Genomic DNA, 16,000 nt, shown 5'->3' on the forward strand with positions numbered 1-16,000 from the left:
CCCCGCCCGTTAGCCCCACAATCTTTCCGCAGGACGGAGGAAGCCCCCGCCGCACGAAGTGCGCAGCGGGGGCTTCCGACATGTCCGAGGACGATTGTGGGGCTAACGGGCGGGGCCCGCCGAACCAGGTTAAGCAGCCGGGCAAATCTTCTTGAAGAGCTCGATGACGTCGTCGAGCGTCGCCTCGCGCGGGTTACCCGGGAAGCAGGCGTCGGCCATGGCGTCCTTGGCCAGGACCTCGATCTCGTCGGCCTTCATGGCCTCGCAGACGTGCGGGATGTTCACGTCGGCGGAAAGCTGCTTGACGGCGGCGATAGCGGCGTCGGCAGCCTCGTCGGTGCTCATGCCCGTGGTGTCAACACCCATGGCAACGGCAACCTTGGCCAGGCGCTCAGCGCAAACCGGCTTGTTGAACTCCATGGCAATCGGCAGCAGCATGGCGCAAGCGACGCCGTGCGGGGTGTCGTAGTGAGCGGACAGGGTGTGAGCCATGGCATGGTCGATGCCCAGGCCAACGTTGGAGAAGCCCATGCCGGCGACATACTGGCCAAGAGCCATGCCCTCGCGGCCGGAGCCGGGCTGGCCGGACTTGGCCTCGGCGACGGAGTCGCGCAGGTTCTCGCTGATCAGCTTAATAGCCTCAAAGTGGAACATGTCGGAGAGCTCCCAAGCGCCCTTGGTGGTGTAGCCCTCGATGGCGTGGGTCAGAGCGTCCATGCCGGTAGAGGCGGTCAGGCCGGCGGGCATGGAAGCCATCATATCGGGGTCGACGACGGCGACCTCGGGGGCGTCGTTGGTGTCGACGCACACGAACTTGCGGACCTTCTCGGGGTCGGTGATGACGTAGTTGATGGTCACCTCGGCGGCGGTACCGGCGGTCGTCGGCACAGCGATGGTGAACACGGCGTGGTTCTTAGTGGGAGCAACACCCTCGAGGCTGCGGACATCGGCGAACTCGGGGTTGTTGATGATGATGCCGATGGCCTTGGCGGTATCCATGGAGGAGCCGCCACCGATGGTCACGATAGCGTCAGCCTCGGCGGCCTTGAAAGCCTCGACGCCGTCCTTGACGTTCTGGATAGTGGGGTTGGGCTTAATCTCGGAGTAGAGGCTCCAAGCAATACCGGCGGCGTCGAGCTCGTCGGTCACCTTAGCGGTAACGCCAAACTTGACCAGATCGGGGTCGGAGCAGACGAAGATCTTCTTGTAGCCGCGACGCTGGAGCTCGCCGGGGATCTCCTTGATGGCGCCGGAACCATGATAAGAAATGGTGTTGAGAACGAAACGATTAGCCATTGATAGCCTCCCATCGTGTGCGGGGCACCCATTACGCCCCGCGCTACAAGTTCCATCCTAACGCTTTTGAAACAAAAAACGCGTGAGAACGTCAAAAGTCTTAAAGCGTTTCAACATAATAACGGAGCCCCAGTCCTTCCCTCCCGACAGCAGCGAAGGCTAGATTATAGGAGCAATCGCCCAAAGAATACGACCAACTCAGTCTATAAATTGTTTCTGTTTTAGCAATATATGTTTGACAATACGTTTATAAAAGGATACTTAATAGTAAATAAATGCATGCAGCAAATAGCGTCATTCATTTTGTTAGAAATTGCCCATGCGGTTATTGCAGCTGCATGTACCGCAACGTACAGCGCAATTCTCCGCACGAGGTAGAAGACGGTTCCAATTCGATCGAGGCGATGACGCGTGATGGCTACTGGTCCTAAATCGAGCAAGACGGCTACAAACGAATATCGAATCTCAATTGAAGGTAATCCTTATCCGCATACTCTGGCTCTCATCAACCCAGCGGGAGACAACCTCAACATCAAAAGACATGGGTTCACGGGTCCACTAGGACAGCTATCGAGTCTTAAATATACCGTTTATGACGATGCGAATGAAAAACTCTTCACTGTCGTCGACGGTGGCTTTAGCAACATGCCCAGGGTTGCGCTCATCATCGAACACAAGGAAGTTGCGGTGTTCGATTATGGCTTAAACAGACTTGAGATGAAGTGCGTAACGAACATACCGAATTACACAATAAAAGGTAACTTCCTATTTGGAGATTACGATATATTCAGCCAACGGGAAGTGAAGCTATCTTCAGTTATCGTCCTTCAATGTGATAAACAATCGTGCTTTAGCATACAGGTTTTGGATAAAGCCGAATTAGCCGCCGCAATTGGAATACCTACAGCCATTGCCCTTCTTAAGGCTCGGATTGAAGAGCATCTCGAATAAATCGCAAAAAGCAGTTCGTAACAGCATTCAGGAGCTAGATAGTTTTTCTGGCTCCTGAATGTCGTTACGAACATGCACCTTAGCGCTTAAGACTCGTGGTCTGCCAGTCAGCTACGATGCGGGCCCATTTCCTGTGCAAATCGCGTTCACGGTCGATAAACATGATGGCAAACGCGATAAACAGCAGCACGCTCGCCACCGCAATGGCGTGCAGGCCCATGCGCTCAATACACCAGTTGCCCAGCACGGCGCCAAACACAAAGGTGAAGATCACGCCAAAGTACAGTGCGCCGTTTTCCAAAAAGCCGCGCTTGTGGGTGATGATATAGTCGTCCACGTTTTGCAGGGCGTTGCGCAAGTTGCCGATGCACATGGTCGTAGCGATGCCGTGTCCATGAATCTTGCGGAAGCTCTCGACCTGCATACCGCAAGCAAACGAGGTAAGGCAGTTGGCGAGCAGGTTGAAATCGCCACCGGGGATAAAGCTCACGCCCAGCAAGATGACGGCTTCAAAGAACACCGTCACCTGGCGCCAGTGAATCACGCTGCCAAACCGCTCGTGTACCAGGTCGGCAAGCATAATGCCCACGGCAAACGACACCACGGGGAAGAAATAGCGTCCCGCGAGCGCCCAATTGCCCTCCGAGATGCTCACGCCCACCAGCAGGATATTGCCTGTCTGCGCGTTGGCGAAAACATGGTCGCGCCCAATGTACGAATACACGTCCATAAAGCCACCAGCGAGCGCCAGAATGATGCCCAGCTCGATGGACTCCGATATCTGCTTGGCACGCTGCATCGTCGTGCGGCCTCCTTGTTGACGACCCTCTCGTGCGTTGGCGGAGACATAGCCGCCGTTCATACTGTAACCCATTGACAACATGGCGTGCGCGCGAGACGGGCTCCCCAACGCGCAGATACACAGTCTGGAAACAAACGGCGGGCGCGGCGCCACACCCGACGCCCGACGCCTCGTGTACTCCACCAGTCTTTTTAGCCCCGTCCCAAAAAGACTGGTTACAATTACGTGCAGCATACAAACACCGGGAGGGATCGTGGCAAAAAAGCCTCAGCACGCTCAGAACAACCAGCGCAGTCAGCAGGGCAAACAGGGCCAGCAACAAAAGCGCGGCGGCAAGGCGCAGGCCACGGTCGCCCGCACCAAGCATTCCCAAGCGACGCCCGCCCGCCCCTGGCGGCCGGGCCGCGATAAGTTCCTCCCCGTCAGCCGCGCCGACATGGATGCGCGCGGCTGGGACCAGTGCGACTTTGTCTACATCTGCGGCGACGCCTACGTGGACCATCCCAGCTTTGGTATGGCCATCGTCAGCCGCGTCCTCGACGCGCACGGCTACAAGGTGGGCATCATCTGCCAGCCCGACTGGACCGACCCCGCCAGCATCACCGTGCTTGGCGAGCCGCGCCTGGGCTTTCTCGTCAGCGCCGGCAACATGGACTCCATGGTCAACCACTATTCGGTGACCAAGCACCGCCGCCACACCGACGCCTATACCCCTGGTGGCGAGGAGGGGCGCCGTCCCAATCGTGCCGTCACGGTCTACGGCAACCTCATCCGCCAGACGTTCAAGGACGCTCCCATCATCATCGGCGGCATCGAGGCAAGCCTGCGCCGCCTGGCCCACTACGACTACTGGCAGGACAAGCTCAAGCGCTCGGTACTGCTCGACTCGGGCGCCGACATCCTCATCTACGGCATGGGCGAGCACGCGATTGTCGAGATCGCCGACGCGCTCGATGCGGGGCTGCCCGTCGATCAGATCACCTATATCAACGGCACCGTCTACCGCACGGGCTCGCTCGACGAGGTCTACGACTACGACCTGCTGCCCAGCTGGGACGACCTTACCGCCGACAAGCTCAACTACGCGCGCAGCTTTAACGTGCAGCAGCAGAATATGGACCCCATCACCGGTCATCGCCTGGTAGAGCCCTACCCCAACAGCGTCTATGTGGTGCAGAACCCGCCGTCGGCGACACTCACCACCGACGAGATGGACGAGGTGGCCGAACTCCCCTACGCACGCGATTGGCATCCCGACTACGACACGGCGGGCGGCGTGCCGGCCTTTGCCGAGATCAAGTTTTCAATTAGCTCCAACCGCGGCTGTTTTGGCGAGTGCTCGTTTTGCGCCCTCACCTTCCACCAAGGCCGCGTGCTGCAGATGCGCAGCCACGACTCGATCATGCGCGAGGCCGAGCTGCTCACGCGCGATCCCGAGTTTAAGGGCTACATCAACGACGTGGGAGGACCAACGGCCAACTTTAGCCGTCCCGCCTGCGACAAGCAGCTCAAGCACGGCGTATGCAAGAACAAGCGCTGCCTGTGGCCGAGCGTGTGCAAGAACATGGTGGTCGACGAGAGCGGCTACACGCAGCTGCTGCGCGACCTGCGTCAGCTGCCGGGCGTCAAAAAGGTCTTCGTGCGCAGCGGCATCCGCTTTGACTACACCATGGCCGACGCCTCGGACGAGTTTTTGCGAGAGCTGCTGGAGCATCATGTCTCGGGCCAGCTACGCGTGGCGCCCGAGCATGTGAGCGATGCGGTGCTGTCCGTGATGGGCAAACCGAGCCGTGCCGTCTACGACGCGTTCTGCCGTAAATTTGAACGCTTGAACCGCGAATACGGACTCAAGCAGTACGTGGTGCCGTATCTGATCTCGAGCCATCCCGGCTCGACGATGAAGGAAGCCGTGGACCTTGCCGAGGCCGTGCGCGACATGGGCTATATGCCCGAGCAGGTGCAGGACTTCTACCCCACGCCGTCCACCATGTCGACCTGCATGTACTACACCGGCGTGGATCCGCGCACCATGGAGCCGATCTACGTAGCCCGCGACCCGCACGAGAAGGCCATGCAGCGCGCGCTCATCCAGTACCGCAAGCCCGAGAACTACAAGCTCGTGCGCGAAGCACTGGAAAAGGCCGGGCGTCGTGACCTGATCGGCTACACCAAGCATTGCCTGATTCGCCCCGTGCCGCCGCGCCCGGGCGAGACGTCTGCTGGCGGTGGGCATGGCACCGGCAAGAAGGGCGGCAAGGCCCACGGTGGCGCCGCCGGCAAGGGGCCCAAGGGCAGCAAGGGGCGCAGTGGCATGTCGCGCGCGCAGAACACCGCAGGCCGCAACCGCGCGGCGCAGGGGCGTCAGGGCGCCAACGGCGGCGGCAGGCGCAACTAGGGCAGCGAGGGCCAGCCGGCGTCTCATGGCCAGCCGGCGTCCTTTCATCGGCCAAGCGTGTTTTCCCTAGGGGGAACACGCTTGGGCTGTCTCCAGTCGTGTTTTCCCTAGGGGGAACACGCTCAGACACACCTAGCCGTGTTTTCCTTAGGGGAATCACAGCAGATTTGTTTTTATCCACGTTGGCCCTTAAGGGAATCACGCTTGCTGGTAGGGACGATCCGTCTGGCACGTCAGCTTGAGCGACCGCATCGCCTCTACCAGTACAAAGCCGGCGATGGCAACCGTGACCGCCACGTCGAGCGGCGTGTTCACAAACCACAGCAGGCCCATCAGGTACGACCCGGCATTAAAGGCAAAGTGCAGCAGGATCGTGTAGCGGAGCTTTCCGGTCGTCACGAGCACCCAACCAAAGATGAGGCCGGCGGCACCCGCGTAGCAACCCTGTACCCAATTCATATGCATAAAACCGAAGATCGCCGCCTGCAGCACAATCGCCGCGGCGATACCCCACGTGCTTGGGGCCGCCCAGGGCACCATGGCGCCACTCTGCGCGCTCACACGACGCCGGCACTTCCAAAGTGGGCGGCACTGCGGATTAAACGCTCGGAGCGAAAACTCAAAAATGATACCGCGCACCAGCAGCTCCTCGCAAAACGGAGCGCCGAGTACCGTGGTCAGGACGGCCAGATAGCTCGTGTCACCCATGCCCGTCTCCTCGACAAGTTCGCTGTAATCGGCCGCCGCCTCGGGCAACAGTGACAGCACAGCGTCGGTCACGTAGCCAACGACCACCTGCAAGGCAAGGCCGATCACGATAATGCAGACAATGCGCTTCCATGCCGCACTTGCTCCCCCGCCGAGCGGGCGCTCACCTTGCCGGCGCGCCATGAAGGAGCGCGGCCACAGATAACGCCACCACAGCAGCGCCATCAAAAACGACGCCGCCTGAGCAGCAGCCTGAAGCAATTGAATGTCGAGGTCATCGATTGAAAAACCCATGAACACCGATGCGACGCCAAGGGCGGAGAACAAAACGACGCTCAGGGCTATATCGGCAGCGACAACGCCAAAACAGGCAAGCACCCAAATCATCGCATTGAGCATGCCAACCTCCTCAAAACCGTTCCCTAGTTCTACCACAACTCGGCAGAGAACTGATCCCATGGAGACGGAGGAAAACGGATCACTTATTGATGAGAATCGGGCGCAGTGCCAAAGGCCCCGTTGGGCGAAATGTCGAACGGAAAGGTGCCGCAGCGATTAAACGCGGCGATAAACATGCGGATGGCGTTGGACGGCGTGGTGCCCACGAGTTGGGTTGCCGCCGCGAAGGCTGCCTTCTCCTCGGGCAAGACCTTCGCGACAACCGGGGTCATGTGTTCTGCCATGGCGCTTCCTTTTTGAAACGACGGTGGTGCGGATAGATGCGGGCCACGCGGCTGGGCGACGGGCTGTGAAGGCAACCCGATTGGCCCGCATCTGGAGTTTGTTTCTGCGGCGTTGGTATTACTTGGTATTTCTAAGTATTACCCCGCAGATAGAATACCATACCCGACCCCATGGGGACGGAGGAAAACGGATCATTTTGTTGCTGAGTAAGTATTTAGAGCGTGATGATGCCCGAGATATTGAGGGCCTGAGCGTCGACGACATCGTGTGTGGCAAGCAACAGCATGCGGCCGTCGAGCGCCGGCAGAAGACCTCATGCCCTGTGCCGAGGTCGGATAGCCCATCCCCCACATCAGCCCTTTGCACCAAACGACAATGCCCCGCCCACGCAATCACGTGGACGGGGCACTGCTCCAGGTATGCGGTCAGCGGCTCTTTTGTGCCAGCGACCTTCTGTCTTTAGCTAAGCTCGGGCCAGTAGCCCTTGTTGGCCTCGATCATGTCGTCGAGGACCTCCTTGGCGACCTTCATCGACGGTACGGTCTTGTTGAGCGTGAAGGCCTTGAGCGCCTTCTCGTACGAACCCTCGATCGTAGCCTCGACCACGAGCTTCTCGGAGTTCAGCTGCTGCATCATGAGGCCCTGTTGGAACAGAGGAATGTTGTCGCGGCTGATGACCTCGGGGCCATTCTTGCCAATGTAGGCAGGCAGCTCGACCATAGCGTCGTAGGGCATGTTGGGGATAGCGCCCTTGTTCTCGCAAATGACCAGGAAGCGCTGCTTGGTGTCGTTCTTCAGAGCGATAGCCAGATCGGCAATCCAGTCGCCGTGGCTGCCCGCATAGAACGTGCTCTCGTCGATCTCGCCCGTCTTCTCGTAGTGGTCGATGCCGTCGAAGAGGTTCTTCTCACGCGTCTCCTCAACCTCGTTAGCACGGGTGCGCTCGGGGTTGGAATGCTCGACGAACTCCTTCTGCTGCAGGTAGTAGTTCAGATACGTGTTGGGCAGGTACTCCGGGAAGCACTCCATGATCTCGTACTCGCCCTTCCAGACGTAGTACCAGCTGCCCTTGGTGTGGCGGTTCTGCTCGGGGTGCTCGTCAGTGGCCTCCTCGGGCTTCTTGGACATCAGCGAGCTCATGCCCTTGAGGTACGAATCGGGCAGCAGAATCTCATGCTCCTTGATGTACTCGCGCAGCTGCGGGAGCACCTCCTCGCCCTTGTGGCGGATCGAGGTGAACCAACCAAAGTGGTTGAGGCCAAAGTAATCGTACTCAACATCCTTCTTGTCGATGTCGAGCGCAGCGCAAACCACGTCGATAATCGCGATCGGCATGTCGCAGATGTTGATGATGCGAGCATTGGGACGCAGGACGCGGCAGCCCTCGGAGACGATGGCGGCAGGGTTGGAGTAGTTAAGAATCCAGTAGTCCTTCTTGGCATACTTCTCAACGTCGTCAATCAGCTCGACCATGGGGAAGATGGTGCGCATGCCGTAGGCAAGGCCGCCGCAGCCGCAGGTCTCCTGGCCCACGCAGCCGTGACGCAGCGGAATCTTCTCGTCCTGCTCGCGCATGGCATAGCCGCCCACGCGCATCTGGGCAAACACGAAGCTCGCGTCCGTAAAGGCAGTCTCCTTGTCGGTGGTCACCGTGAGCTTGATGTCCAGGCCGAGGTCCTCGTGCAAAATCCAGTCCACGAGCACGCCGATCTTGCGCTGGCGCTCCTCGTTGATGTCGTACAGACGAATCTCGTCAACGTCGAGCTCGTCCTTGCGCAGGGCGATGGATTTGACGATGCCGGGGGTAAAGGTGGATCCGCCACCACACAGAGTAATGATCATTGTTTACTGCTCCTTCTCAATTGCGTTTTCGACCTTGTCACGCATCTCGGCGACCTTCATGCCAAAGATGATCTGGATATTATTGCCGTTGCGGTTGATGCCGCTGTTGGGCACGTGGTTGATGAGGTCCTCATTGATGAGGTCCGGGTTCTTAACGTTCACGCGGAGACGCGTAAAGCAGTTCTCGAGCTCCTCGATGTTGTCCTTGCCGCCAAGACCTGCGACCAGGTCGGCGATGCCTGCATCGACGCCCTCTGCGGGAGCCGCGGCAACAGCGCCCTGCTTCACCGCGACAGACGCGGCGGCCTCGCCCTCGGCAACGGACTCGGCGAGCTCGGACTCCTCCTCGCGACCAGGCGTGTGGAGGTTGAGCTTCTTAATAAGGAAGGCGAAGAGGAAGAAGTACAGAGCGGCGTTGACGACTCCGAGCACCAGCATGACCGGCCAGTTGGTCTTGTCGACACCGAGGACCAGGTTGGAGACCACGATGTTGATGATGCCGCCTGCAGTCGAAGCGGGCACGGAGAGGACCTTGAGCAGAACCAAGAAGATGCCGGAAAGAACCGAGTGAACGACAAAGAGCACGGGAGCGGCAAAGACAAAGAGGAAGTCCATGGGCTCGGTCACGCAGGAGAGCACGGCGGTGATGATCAGCGGGATGATAACGGCCTTGGTCTTATCCTTGTTCCCCTTGTAAGCGGTGAAGATAAAGGCGAGACCGATACCGATGTAGGGCCACAGGTTGTTGAAGGTGTAGCTGTTGAAGTAGGTGCTATCGGAGAAGGGCTGGCCCGTCATCGCCATCTCGGCAACACGGATGGGATAGGCGCCGGCGATAACCTGATCACCCAGCGTAAGGGTGCCGCCCACATCGGAGAACTGGAACGGGGTGTAGATGAGGTGGTGCAGGCCGGTGGGAACGAGCAGCTTGTTGAGCATGCCGTAGATAAACAGACCGATGTTGCCCGACTCCTTAATGATGCCGGCAACGGAGGAGATGGCGCCCTGAACCGGAGGCCAAACGATGCAGAAGCCAGCGCCCATGATCCAGGAAATGATGATCATGATCAGGAACGGAAAGCGAACGCCCGAGAACATCGAAAGAGCAATGGGGAACTGCTTGTTCGAGTACTTGTTGAACACGGCACCGGTAATGCAACCAAGAATGATGCCGCCAAACACGCCGGTATCGAGCACCTGAATGCCCATAACGGTGCTCTGGCCGGTTCCGGTAAGGCCGAGCATGCCGCTCGCTTCGGCAAGAGAGCCGGTGGCGTTGAGCACGATGTTGTTAGCCTGCAGGAACAGGAAGAACGACATCAGGGCAATCAGCGAAGCATGGCCCTTGTTCTTCTTTGCCATGGCGCCGGCGATGCCCACGCAGAACAGAATCGAGAGGTTGTTGATGATAAACATCAGCGACTGATAGACAACGGCGCCCACAAGCTGGAACGGGCCGGAGCCCAGCACGGGGACCACGGCGCAGATGGTCTTGTTGGTCAGAATGATGCCCACGATGAGCAGGATGCCGGCAACCGAGAGATACATCATCGGCTGAACGATCGACTTCGCGAACACCTCCAACGGCGCTTTGAAATTGAGCTTCTTTTTTGCGGTCATAGCGGTACTCCCCTTCCTTTTCCGCAAATTGAGATAGGTGTGCCCTGGACAAGACCGTGAGCCTTGCCTTATATCAATCGATGTGTGGGCACGTTATGCCTAGAGACCAGGTTCTCCAAGCAGGTTAACAATGTGATATGCGAGATAACTCTTCTCGGCATCGGTAACGACAACGTTATAGGTAGACGCTAAGTGGTCGGCAATTGACTCCGCACACGAGAACGCCCTCGGATACGCCGTTTCATCGATACGGAACAGCGCGTCGCCATTGACCTGCCCCGCCGCGGGATCGAGCGCTCGCTGCGCAAAAAACTGCAGATGGCGAACGAAACGCTCGTACGGCAACGAGGTGACGTCAAGGGTCGTGGCATAGTGCTCGGAAACAATCGCAAGCACGTCGCGAACAAGCTGGACCGAAACAATCAGACGGTCAGAGCGCTGCGGCATGGTGGCGTTGACGATATGCAGCGTAATAAAACCCTGCTCTTCTTCGCTCATCTGGATGCCCATATACTCCTTGATAATCTGCAGCGCACGGCCCGCAAGCGCATACTCCTTGCGATAGAACTGCTGGATCTCGAGCAGCAACGGATTCTCGCAGGGGACGCCCTTACGCTCGCGCTCCAAAGCAAGACTGATATGGTCTGCGAGAGCAATGAGAATCTTGTCGTTGATATCAACATTGAGCTCTCGACGGAGCATCTGAACAATGTCCTCGGAAATCACGAGGTTGACGGTGGGAATGGACTCCAAAAGATGTGCCAAGCGGTCAATCGTACGCGAATCCTGAGAAGTGCCCTCCTGCAGCGCATAGGTCTTTTCGACCGATGTGTCATCGATAGCGTCGCCGGCATGACGGCCAAAGCAGAGGCCTCGACCGATGACAATGAGCTCGGAGCCATCGTCCGAAGTGACCATTGCGACGTTATTGTTGAAAACTCGCTTGATAACCACGGTACCCACCACAAGAATTTACTCGGAAAGCCAGACGACAGGCTCTTTAACAGCAACAGGGCCGGAAGCGTGCTCACGAAGAGTCGAGTTCTCCGAACGCTCGCACACGATAACGAAGACCGTGGGATCGAAGCCGGCGGCGCGGACCGCGTCGAAATCGACCTCGACGAGGGCCTGGCCCGCGTCGACATGGTCACCCTGGGCAACAAGCGCATGGAAGCCCTTGCCCTCAAGTTTAACAGTGTCGATTCCGATATGCAGCATCACCTGAGCAGAGCTGTCGTCGGACATGATGCCCAGTGCATGCTCGGTCGGAAACAGCGCCGCGACGGTACCGGAAACAGGAGCGCACACCGTTCCCTCTTGGGGAACCACGGCAACGCCATCGCCCACGGCACGGCTGCTAAAAGCGGGGTCATTGGTATTTTCTAGATGAACAAGCTCGCCGGAAACAGGAGCGAGGATTTCGAACTCGGAAGTTGCAGTCTTCTGCTCATCCGAACCGCCCATCAGGCGAGAAAAGAAACCCATGGTGGCATGTCCCTTCATAAATATAGCCCAACCAAAATCAAGCGAATGCATCCATAGAGACACACCCGTTCAAAGACTTTGGTTAGGCCCACGTCCAAGGGACTCGGTAACCTTCCGCATTTCTTTTTACGGGAGCTATTGTAGACAAGCCCAAATCCAGAACAATCATTATGACCGGTGAGCGGTATTTTTTCATCGATAAACGGTATTTAGGCGGCACTTAGGGACGTTCCTTTACTGCCGGCACCCAGGAACACTCCTTGCAGCAATTTCGCATGCGTTAGATGAAGAGCTCGCATTCCTTCCGCACGACGCAAGCCTTGCTCAGCATCTGGGAAACAGCGGATAGCTTGTTGGGATCAAGCTTGCGAGCGCCTCGCGGGCATACGGCGATGCAGCGCATGCAGGAGATGCACGCCTCGTCAGCTGCTCGCTTGGGGTCGCCCTTGTCGATAGCACAAACGGGACACGCCGCGGCGCATGCACCGCAGGAGACGCATTCCTCTGTTGCCTCGGGTGCCATACGGCGACCTCCAGCTTGTTTATAAGGACGATTGCCGGGGATAGAGGGCTCGGACGCATCCTCAGCCAACAGCTTTTGCTGAATTTGTTGCGCAAACTCTGCGAGCTGCGCCGCATCCTGCGCATCCGGACGACCGGCAGCAAACTGTCGCGCAATGGAATGTTCTGCAATGGCTGCAACTGCCGCGATTACCCGGAATCCCGCATGCTTCGCAACGTCCTCCAGCTCTACGAGCGTGTCCTCAAACGCGCGGTTTCCGTAGACGCACACCAGAACGGCCCGCGCTCCGTTGCCGTGAACCATGTTCAGTCGGTCGACCGCCATGGCAGGGACTCTGCCGGCATACGCTGGCACGGAGATAACAGCCACGTCGTCCTCAGTCATCGAGACAGCGCTGAGATCTAGCCCGCTATCGGTCAGATCGACGGTAACGGTATTATTGTCCAGCGCCCCGGCCACAAGGCCAGACACCTTCCGCGTTCCACCCGTCGGACTAAACACAATTTCGAATACGCTCATCGAGGCACCCTCTCCCTACGCCCGGCAACGCGTCAAGCCGTTTTCACATTCAGACAGAGTATACGGCGCATGAGGGGGAGCTCCCCGTTTTGGTGCGCCAGGCACCCCAATGCACCCACCCTACGCTGTCTGCCTCTTCGTTTTGTATAAATTACGGTACAGATTGTATATATTTACGGGATACCGCCGTGTTCTCCTGAGGTACCCCATCCTGGCCCGTACAAAAAACGGAGTATTCTGCAACGTGACCGCGCCAGCACCGCCGCGGGTGGGCAAAACTGTAGGGCGCCGTATCATTCTAAGTCCCGACATGGCGAGAATGACGCGCCCCCTGCTCCGGAAAACGGCGAAATCTGACTCGGAACGCTCGCTAGGGATATCCGAAGGCCACCGTTGGCGACGTCGAATCATATGCAGACAACTCGAACTGCAGAATACTCCAAAAAATGCACGGCGCACCCCATAGGACCCATTGCTGCATGGCAGGAAACAAGCCCACGGCATCCTCTAGATGCATTCCCGAGGAAATCACATTTGAACTAGCGATCGGATACGGCAAACAAAAGGGCCCCGAACGTAGTTGCTCGGGGCCCTTGGTTCACCTCGCTCTAGCGGGCGATGCGTATGTTATTTGCGCTTGCCGCCGCCGTCGCCGGGGCGACGGGAGCTGCTACCGCGCTTGCCGCCACGGCTGTTGCCATAGCTGCCACGATTATCGCGACCGCCGGCACGGCCGCCGCGGGAGCCGGCCTGGTTGCCGCCACGCCCGCCACGATAGCCGCCACGACGCTCATCGCGGGTGTCGTCGTAGTTGCGCCAGTCATCGCGACGATCGCGGCTGGCACGCGGGTCGCGACGATCGCGCGACTCATTCGAACGACCGGCGCCGCTGCGGCCACCGTTGCCACGAGCGCCCTCGCGACGCTCACCACCGCGGCCGCCCTCGCGGCCTCCGCGCTCGTCAAAGCGCTTGCCGCCGCGGGACTCGCCACCGCGGGTACCACGCTCGTCACGCGAACCACGGCCTTCGCCGCCGCGACGCTCATCACGGCCACCGCGCTCGTCATCACGACCGGAATGACGGCGGTCGCCCGCACCGCGCTTGCCACCGCGCGAACCGCGGCCCTCGTCCTCGCGCTCGACACGGCGACGACCGCCGCGGTCCTCGTCCTCGCGGCGACGACGATGTGCCTCGCCCTGGAACTGCTTGGCACGACGCTCGGCACGGTTACCGCGCGGGGCCTGCTCGACGGCGGCAGCACCGCCGCGCTCCTCGGCAGCCACCTCGCGGGCCACGCTCTCCACAGCCTCGTCCACGCGAGCCTGAACGCCCTCGCGCACGCGGGTCTTGCCGCCGCGCTTGGGACGGCTCGGACGCTCGCCGTCGCCGCGGCGCTCGTCGCGACCGCGGTTGGAACGACCAGCCACGTCGCCGTAATCGTCGCCGTTGCGCTTGCCGTCGCGACGCGCTTGCTCGAGTTTCTTCTTGCTCTTGGACTTGCCGCGCTTGGTCTTCTTCTTCACCTTAAAGGCGGCAGGATCGCGCTCAGGGTCAACGGCGGGCGGGTTGGGACCCACGTGCAGGTCGCCCGCTTCGTAAATATCGGCCGTCTTGTCCATGAGCTTCTCAATCTCGTAGAACTCGTCGACGTCCTGCTCGGTCACAAACGTAATGGCCCAGCCCAGCTCGCCGGCGCGGCCCGTACGGCCAATGCGGTGGATATAGTCGGTCGGCTCGGCCGGCACGTCGAAGTTCACGACGTAGCGCACGTCGCTAATGTCGATGCCGCGGGCGAGAACATCGGTTGCCACCAGCACGTCGACGGTGCCGTCGCGGAAGGCAGAAAGCGCGCGCTCGCGCTGGGCCTGGCTGCGGTTGCCGTGAATCGCGGCGGCCTTGATACCCTTGCGCTCAAGGCGACGGCAGCAGCTGTCGGCGCGGTGCTTGGTGCGCATAAAGACGATGGTGCGCTCCGGGCCCTCCTTTTTGAGGAACTCAGGCAGCAGGTTGTTCTTTGCCTCGATGGACACCGGGAACACAAACTGATCGACGGTGTCGGCGGTCGACGTGGCCGGCGCGATCTCCACGCGGGCCGGGTCGCTCACCAGGTCGGTGATCTCGCCCACGGCCTCCTCGTCGAGCGTCGCCGAGAACAGCAGCGTCTGGCGCTCGGCCGGCGTCTCGCGCACAATGCGGCGGACGGCGGGCAAAAAGCCCATGTCGAGCATGCGATCGGCCTCGTCGAGCACCAGCACCTTGACCTCGTCCAGGTGGCAGGCACCCTGCTCGATCAGATCGACCAGACGGCCCGGCGTGGCGACCAGGATGTCGCAACCGTACTTGAGGGCAGCGGTCTGGGGCTTGTAGCTCACGCCGCCCACGACGGTCACGGCAACATGGCCGGTGACGTCGGCGATTTTGCTCGCGACCTCGTCGATCTGCTGGGCAAGCTCGCGCGTAGGGGTGATGACGAGCATCACGGGGCCACGGCCGTTGCCCTCGGGCTTCTTGGCACCGCGACGGCGGTTGCGGCCGCCGCGCTCACGCACGGGTTTGGGCGGAGCGATGTGCTCCAGGTTGTTCATGGTCGGCAGCAAAAAGGCAGCCGTCTTGCCGGTGCCGGTCTGAGCGGCGGCAAGCAGGTCGCGGCCCTCGAGCACCACGGGGATCGAGCCAGCCTGGACAGGCGTGGGCGCCGTGTAGCCCAGGTTCTCGATAGCACGAAGCATCTCGTCCGAAAGTCCCAGCTCGTCAAAGGCGGGCAGGTTCTCGGTCGCGGACTCGACGGTCTCGGCGGCGCTGGCCTCGTCGGCAGCATCGAAGGCAGCCTGGGTCATGGCCTCGCGGGTCTCGTCCAGAATCTCGGCGTCCGTGACGTCGGATACAGAATTACGCATATGTTGTTGTTCCTTATCTGCACGCGTTATGGGCACGGCATGCAGCCGCGCGGGGCGTGCTTGGTAGTGCGCTAATACATACAAAACAGGTGCGCACAGAGAGGACGTTGCTCAGCACGCTGGCGATCGCTTTGGCAGCCCTATCACGCGCCGTCCAGACGCAGCGGCCCTAAGCGATGGAGCAGATTCGCCGCCGGTTAGTATACCCGCGCTTCGCATGCCCCCACGTAAACCACAGATGACGGGGCGGGTCTGGGCCGATTGTCTCAATCTGTAA

Annotated in this window: 12 protein-coding genes; 2 read left to right on the forward strand and 10 right to left on the reverse strand. The window is 59.8% G+C overall.

Annotated features, from left to right (window positions below; genetic code table 11):
- Positions 1 to 129: 129 nt before the first annotated feature.
- Positions 130 to 1,296, reverse strand: a complete 1,167-nt coding sequence (gene fucO, locus DWV58_RS00070; RefSeq protein WP_022094861.1) for a lactaldehyde reductase — start codon at positions 1,294 to 1,296, stop codon at positions 130 to 132.
- 414 nt (positions 1,297 to 1,710) lie between these two features.
- On the opposite strand from fucO, the gene DWV58_RS00075 reads away from it, so the two are divergent.
- Positions 1,711 to 2,247, forward strand: coding sequence for a hypothetical protein (locus DWV58_RS00075; RefSeq protein ID WP_117775798.1), 537 nt, complete (start codon positions 1,711 to 1,713; stop codon positions 2,245 to 2,247).
- A gap of 79 nt (positions 2,248 to 2,326) precedes the next feature.
- Here the strand turns inward: DWV58_RS00075 and DWV58_RS00080 are convergent, their stop codons facing one another.
- Positions 2,327 to 3,046, reverse strand: coding sequence for a YoaK family protein (locus DWV58_RS00080; protein WP_117775799.1), 720 nt, complete (start codon positions 3,044 to 3,046; stop codon positions 2,327 to 2,329).
- Between the two features lie 256 nt (positions 3,047 to 3,302).
- Between DWV58_RS00080 and DWV58_RS00085 the strand changes: the two genes are divergently transcribed.
- Positions 3,303 to 5,444, forward strand: a complete 2,142-nt coding sequence (locus DWV58_RS00085; protein ID WP_233540459.1) for a YgiQ family radical SAM protein — start codon at positions 3,303 to 3,305, stop codon at positions 5,442 to 5,444.
- Positions 5,445 to 5,642: 198 nt separating this feature from the next.
- Here the strand turns inward: DWV58_RS00085 and DWV58_RS00090 are convergent, their stop codons facing one another.
- The 8 genes from DWV58_RS00090 to DWV58_RS00125 form a co-directional block, all read right to left on the reverse strand.
- The gene (locus tag DWV58_RS00090; protein ID WP_158564490.1) at positions 5,643 to 6,551 is read right to left on the reverse strand and encodes a CPBP family intramembrane glutamic endopeptidase; all 909 of its coding nucleotides are present in this window, start codon (positions 6,549 to 6,551) and stop codon (positions 5,643 to 5,645) included.
- 83 nt (positions 6,552 to 6,634) lie between these two features.
- Positions 6,635 to 6,835 carry a hypothetical protein gene (locus tag DWV58_RS00095; RefSeq protein WP_117583961.1) on the reverse strand — a complete coding sequence of 67 codons (201 nt, stop codon included), beginning with the start codon at positions 6,833 to 6,835 and terminating at the stop codon, positions 6,635 to 6,637.
- Between the two features lie 460 nt (positions 6,836 to 7,295).
- Positions 7,296 to 8,678, reverse strand: coding sequence for a 6-phospho-alpha-glucosidase (locus DWV58_RS00100; RefSeq protein WP_089572190.1), 1,383 nt, complete (start codon positions 8,676 to 8,678; stop codon positions 7,296 to 7,298).
- Between the two features lie 3 nt (positions 8,679 to 8,681).
- Positions 8,682 to 10,298 carry a PTS transporter subunit EIIC gene (locus DWV58_RS00105; protein ID WP_117775802.1) on the reverse strand — a complete coding sequence of 539 codons (1,617 nt, stop codon included), beginning with the start codon at positions 10,296 to 10,298 and terminating at the stop codon, positions 8,682 to 8,684.
- Between the two features lie 99 nt (positions 10,299 to 10,397).
- On the reverse strand, positions 10,398 to 11,252 hold the full coding sequence (locus tag DWV58_RS00110; RefSeq protein WP_117775939.1) for a PRD domain-containing protein: 855 nt from the start codon (positions 11,250 to 11,252) through the stop codon (positions 10,398 to 10,400).
- A gap of 18 nt (positions 11,253 to 11,270) precedes the next feature.
- Positions 11,271 to 11,783, reverse strand: coding sequence for a PTS glucose transporter subunit IIA (locus tag DWV58_RS00115; RefSeq protein WP_158564491.1), 513 nt, complete (start codon positions 11,781 to 11,783; stop codon positions 11,271 to 11,273).
- A gap of 280 nt (positions 11,784 to 12,063) precedes the next feature.
- Positions 12,064 to 12,825: a 4Fe-4S dicluster domain-containing protein gene (locus DWV58_RS00120; protein WP_117775804.1), complete on the reverse strand. Its 762-nt coding sequence runs from the start codon at positions 12,823 to 12,825 to the stop codon at positions 12,064 to 12,066.
- Positions 12,826 to 13,452: 627 nt separating this feature from the next.
- Positions 13,453 to 15,723 (reverse strand): DEAD/DEAH box helicase, encoded by a 2,271-nt coding sequence (locus DWV58_RS00125; RefSeq protein WP_117775805.1) that lies wholly within the window; start codon positions 15,721 to 15,723, stop codon positions 13,453 to 13,455.
- Between the last annotated feature and the right edge of the window lie 277 nt (positions 15,724 to 16,000).

Origin of the sequence: Collinsella sp. AF11-11, assembly GCF_003465485.1 — a bacterium.
In the GTDB taxonomy this organism is placed as follows: domain Bacteria; phylum Actinomycetota; class Coriobacteriia; order Coriobacteriales; family Coriobacteriaceae; genus Collinsella.

Excerpts from the sequence above, each read along its gene's own strand:
- fucO (WP_022094861.1), bottom strand. The coding sequence starts at position 1,296 with ATGGCTAATCGTTTCGTTCTCAACACCATTTCTTATCATGGTTCCGGC.
- DWV58_RS00075 (WP_117775798.1), top strand. The coding sequence starts at position 1,711 with ATGGCTACTGGTCCTAAATCGAGCAAGACGGCTACAAACGAATATCGA.
- DWV58_RS00080 (WP_117775799.1), bottom strand. The coding sequence starts at position 3,046 with ATGCAGCGTGCCAAGCAGATATCGGAGTCCATCGAGCTGGGCATCATT.
- DWV58_RS00090 (WP_158564490.1), bottom strand. The coding sequence starts at position 6,551 with ATGCTCAATGCGATGATTTGGGTGCTTGCCTGTTTTGGCGTTGTCGCT.
- DWV58_RS00095 (WP_117583961.1), bottom strand. The coding sequence starts at position 6,835 with ATGGCAGAACACATGACCCCGGTTGTCGCGAAGGTCTTGCCCGAGGAG.
- DWV58_RS00100 (WP_089572190.1), bottom strand. The coding sequence starts at position 8,678 with ATGATCATTACTCTGTGTGGTGGCGGATCCACCTTTACCCCCGGCATC.
- DWV58_RS00105 (WP_117775802.1), bottom strand. The coding sequence starts at position 10,298 with ATGACCGCAAAAAAGAAGCTCAATTTCAAAGCGCCGTTGGAGGTGTTC.
- DWV58_RS00115 (WP_158564491.1), bottom strand. The coding sequence starts at position 11,783 with ATGGGTTTCTTTTCTCGCCTGATGGGCGGTTCGGATGAGCAGAAGACT.
- DWV58_RS00120 (WP_117775804.1), bottom strand. The coding sequence starts at position 12,825 with ATGAGCGTATTCGAAATTGTGTTTAGTCCGACGGGTGGAACGCGGAAG.
- DWV58_RS00125 (WP_117775805.1), bottom strand. The coding sequence starts at position 15,723 with ATGCGTAATTCTGTATCCGACGTCACGGACGCCGAGATTCTGGACGAG.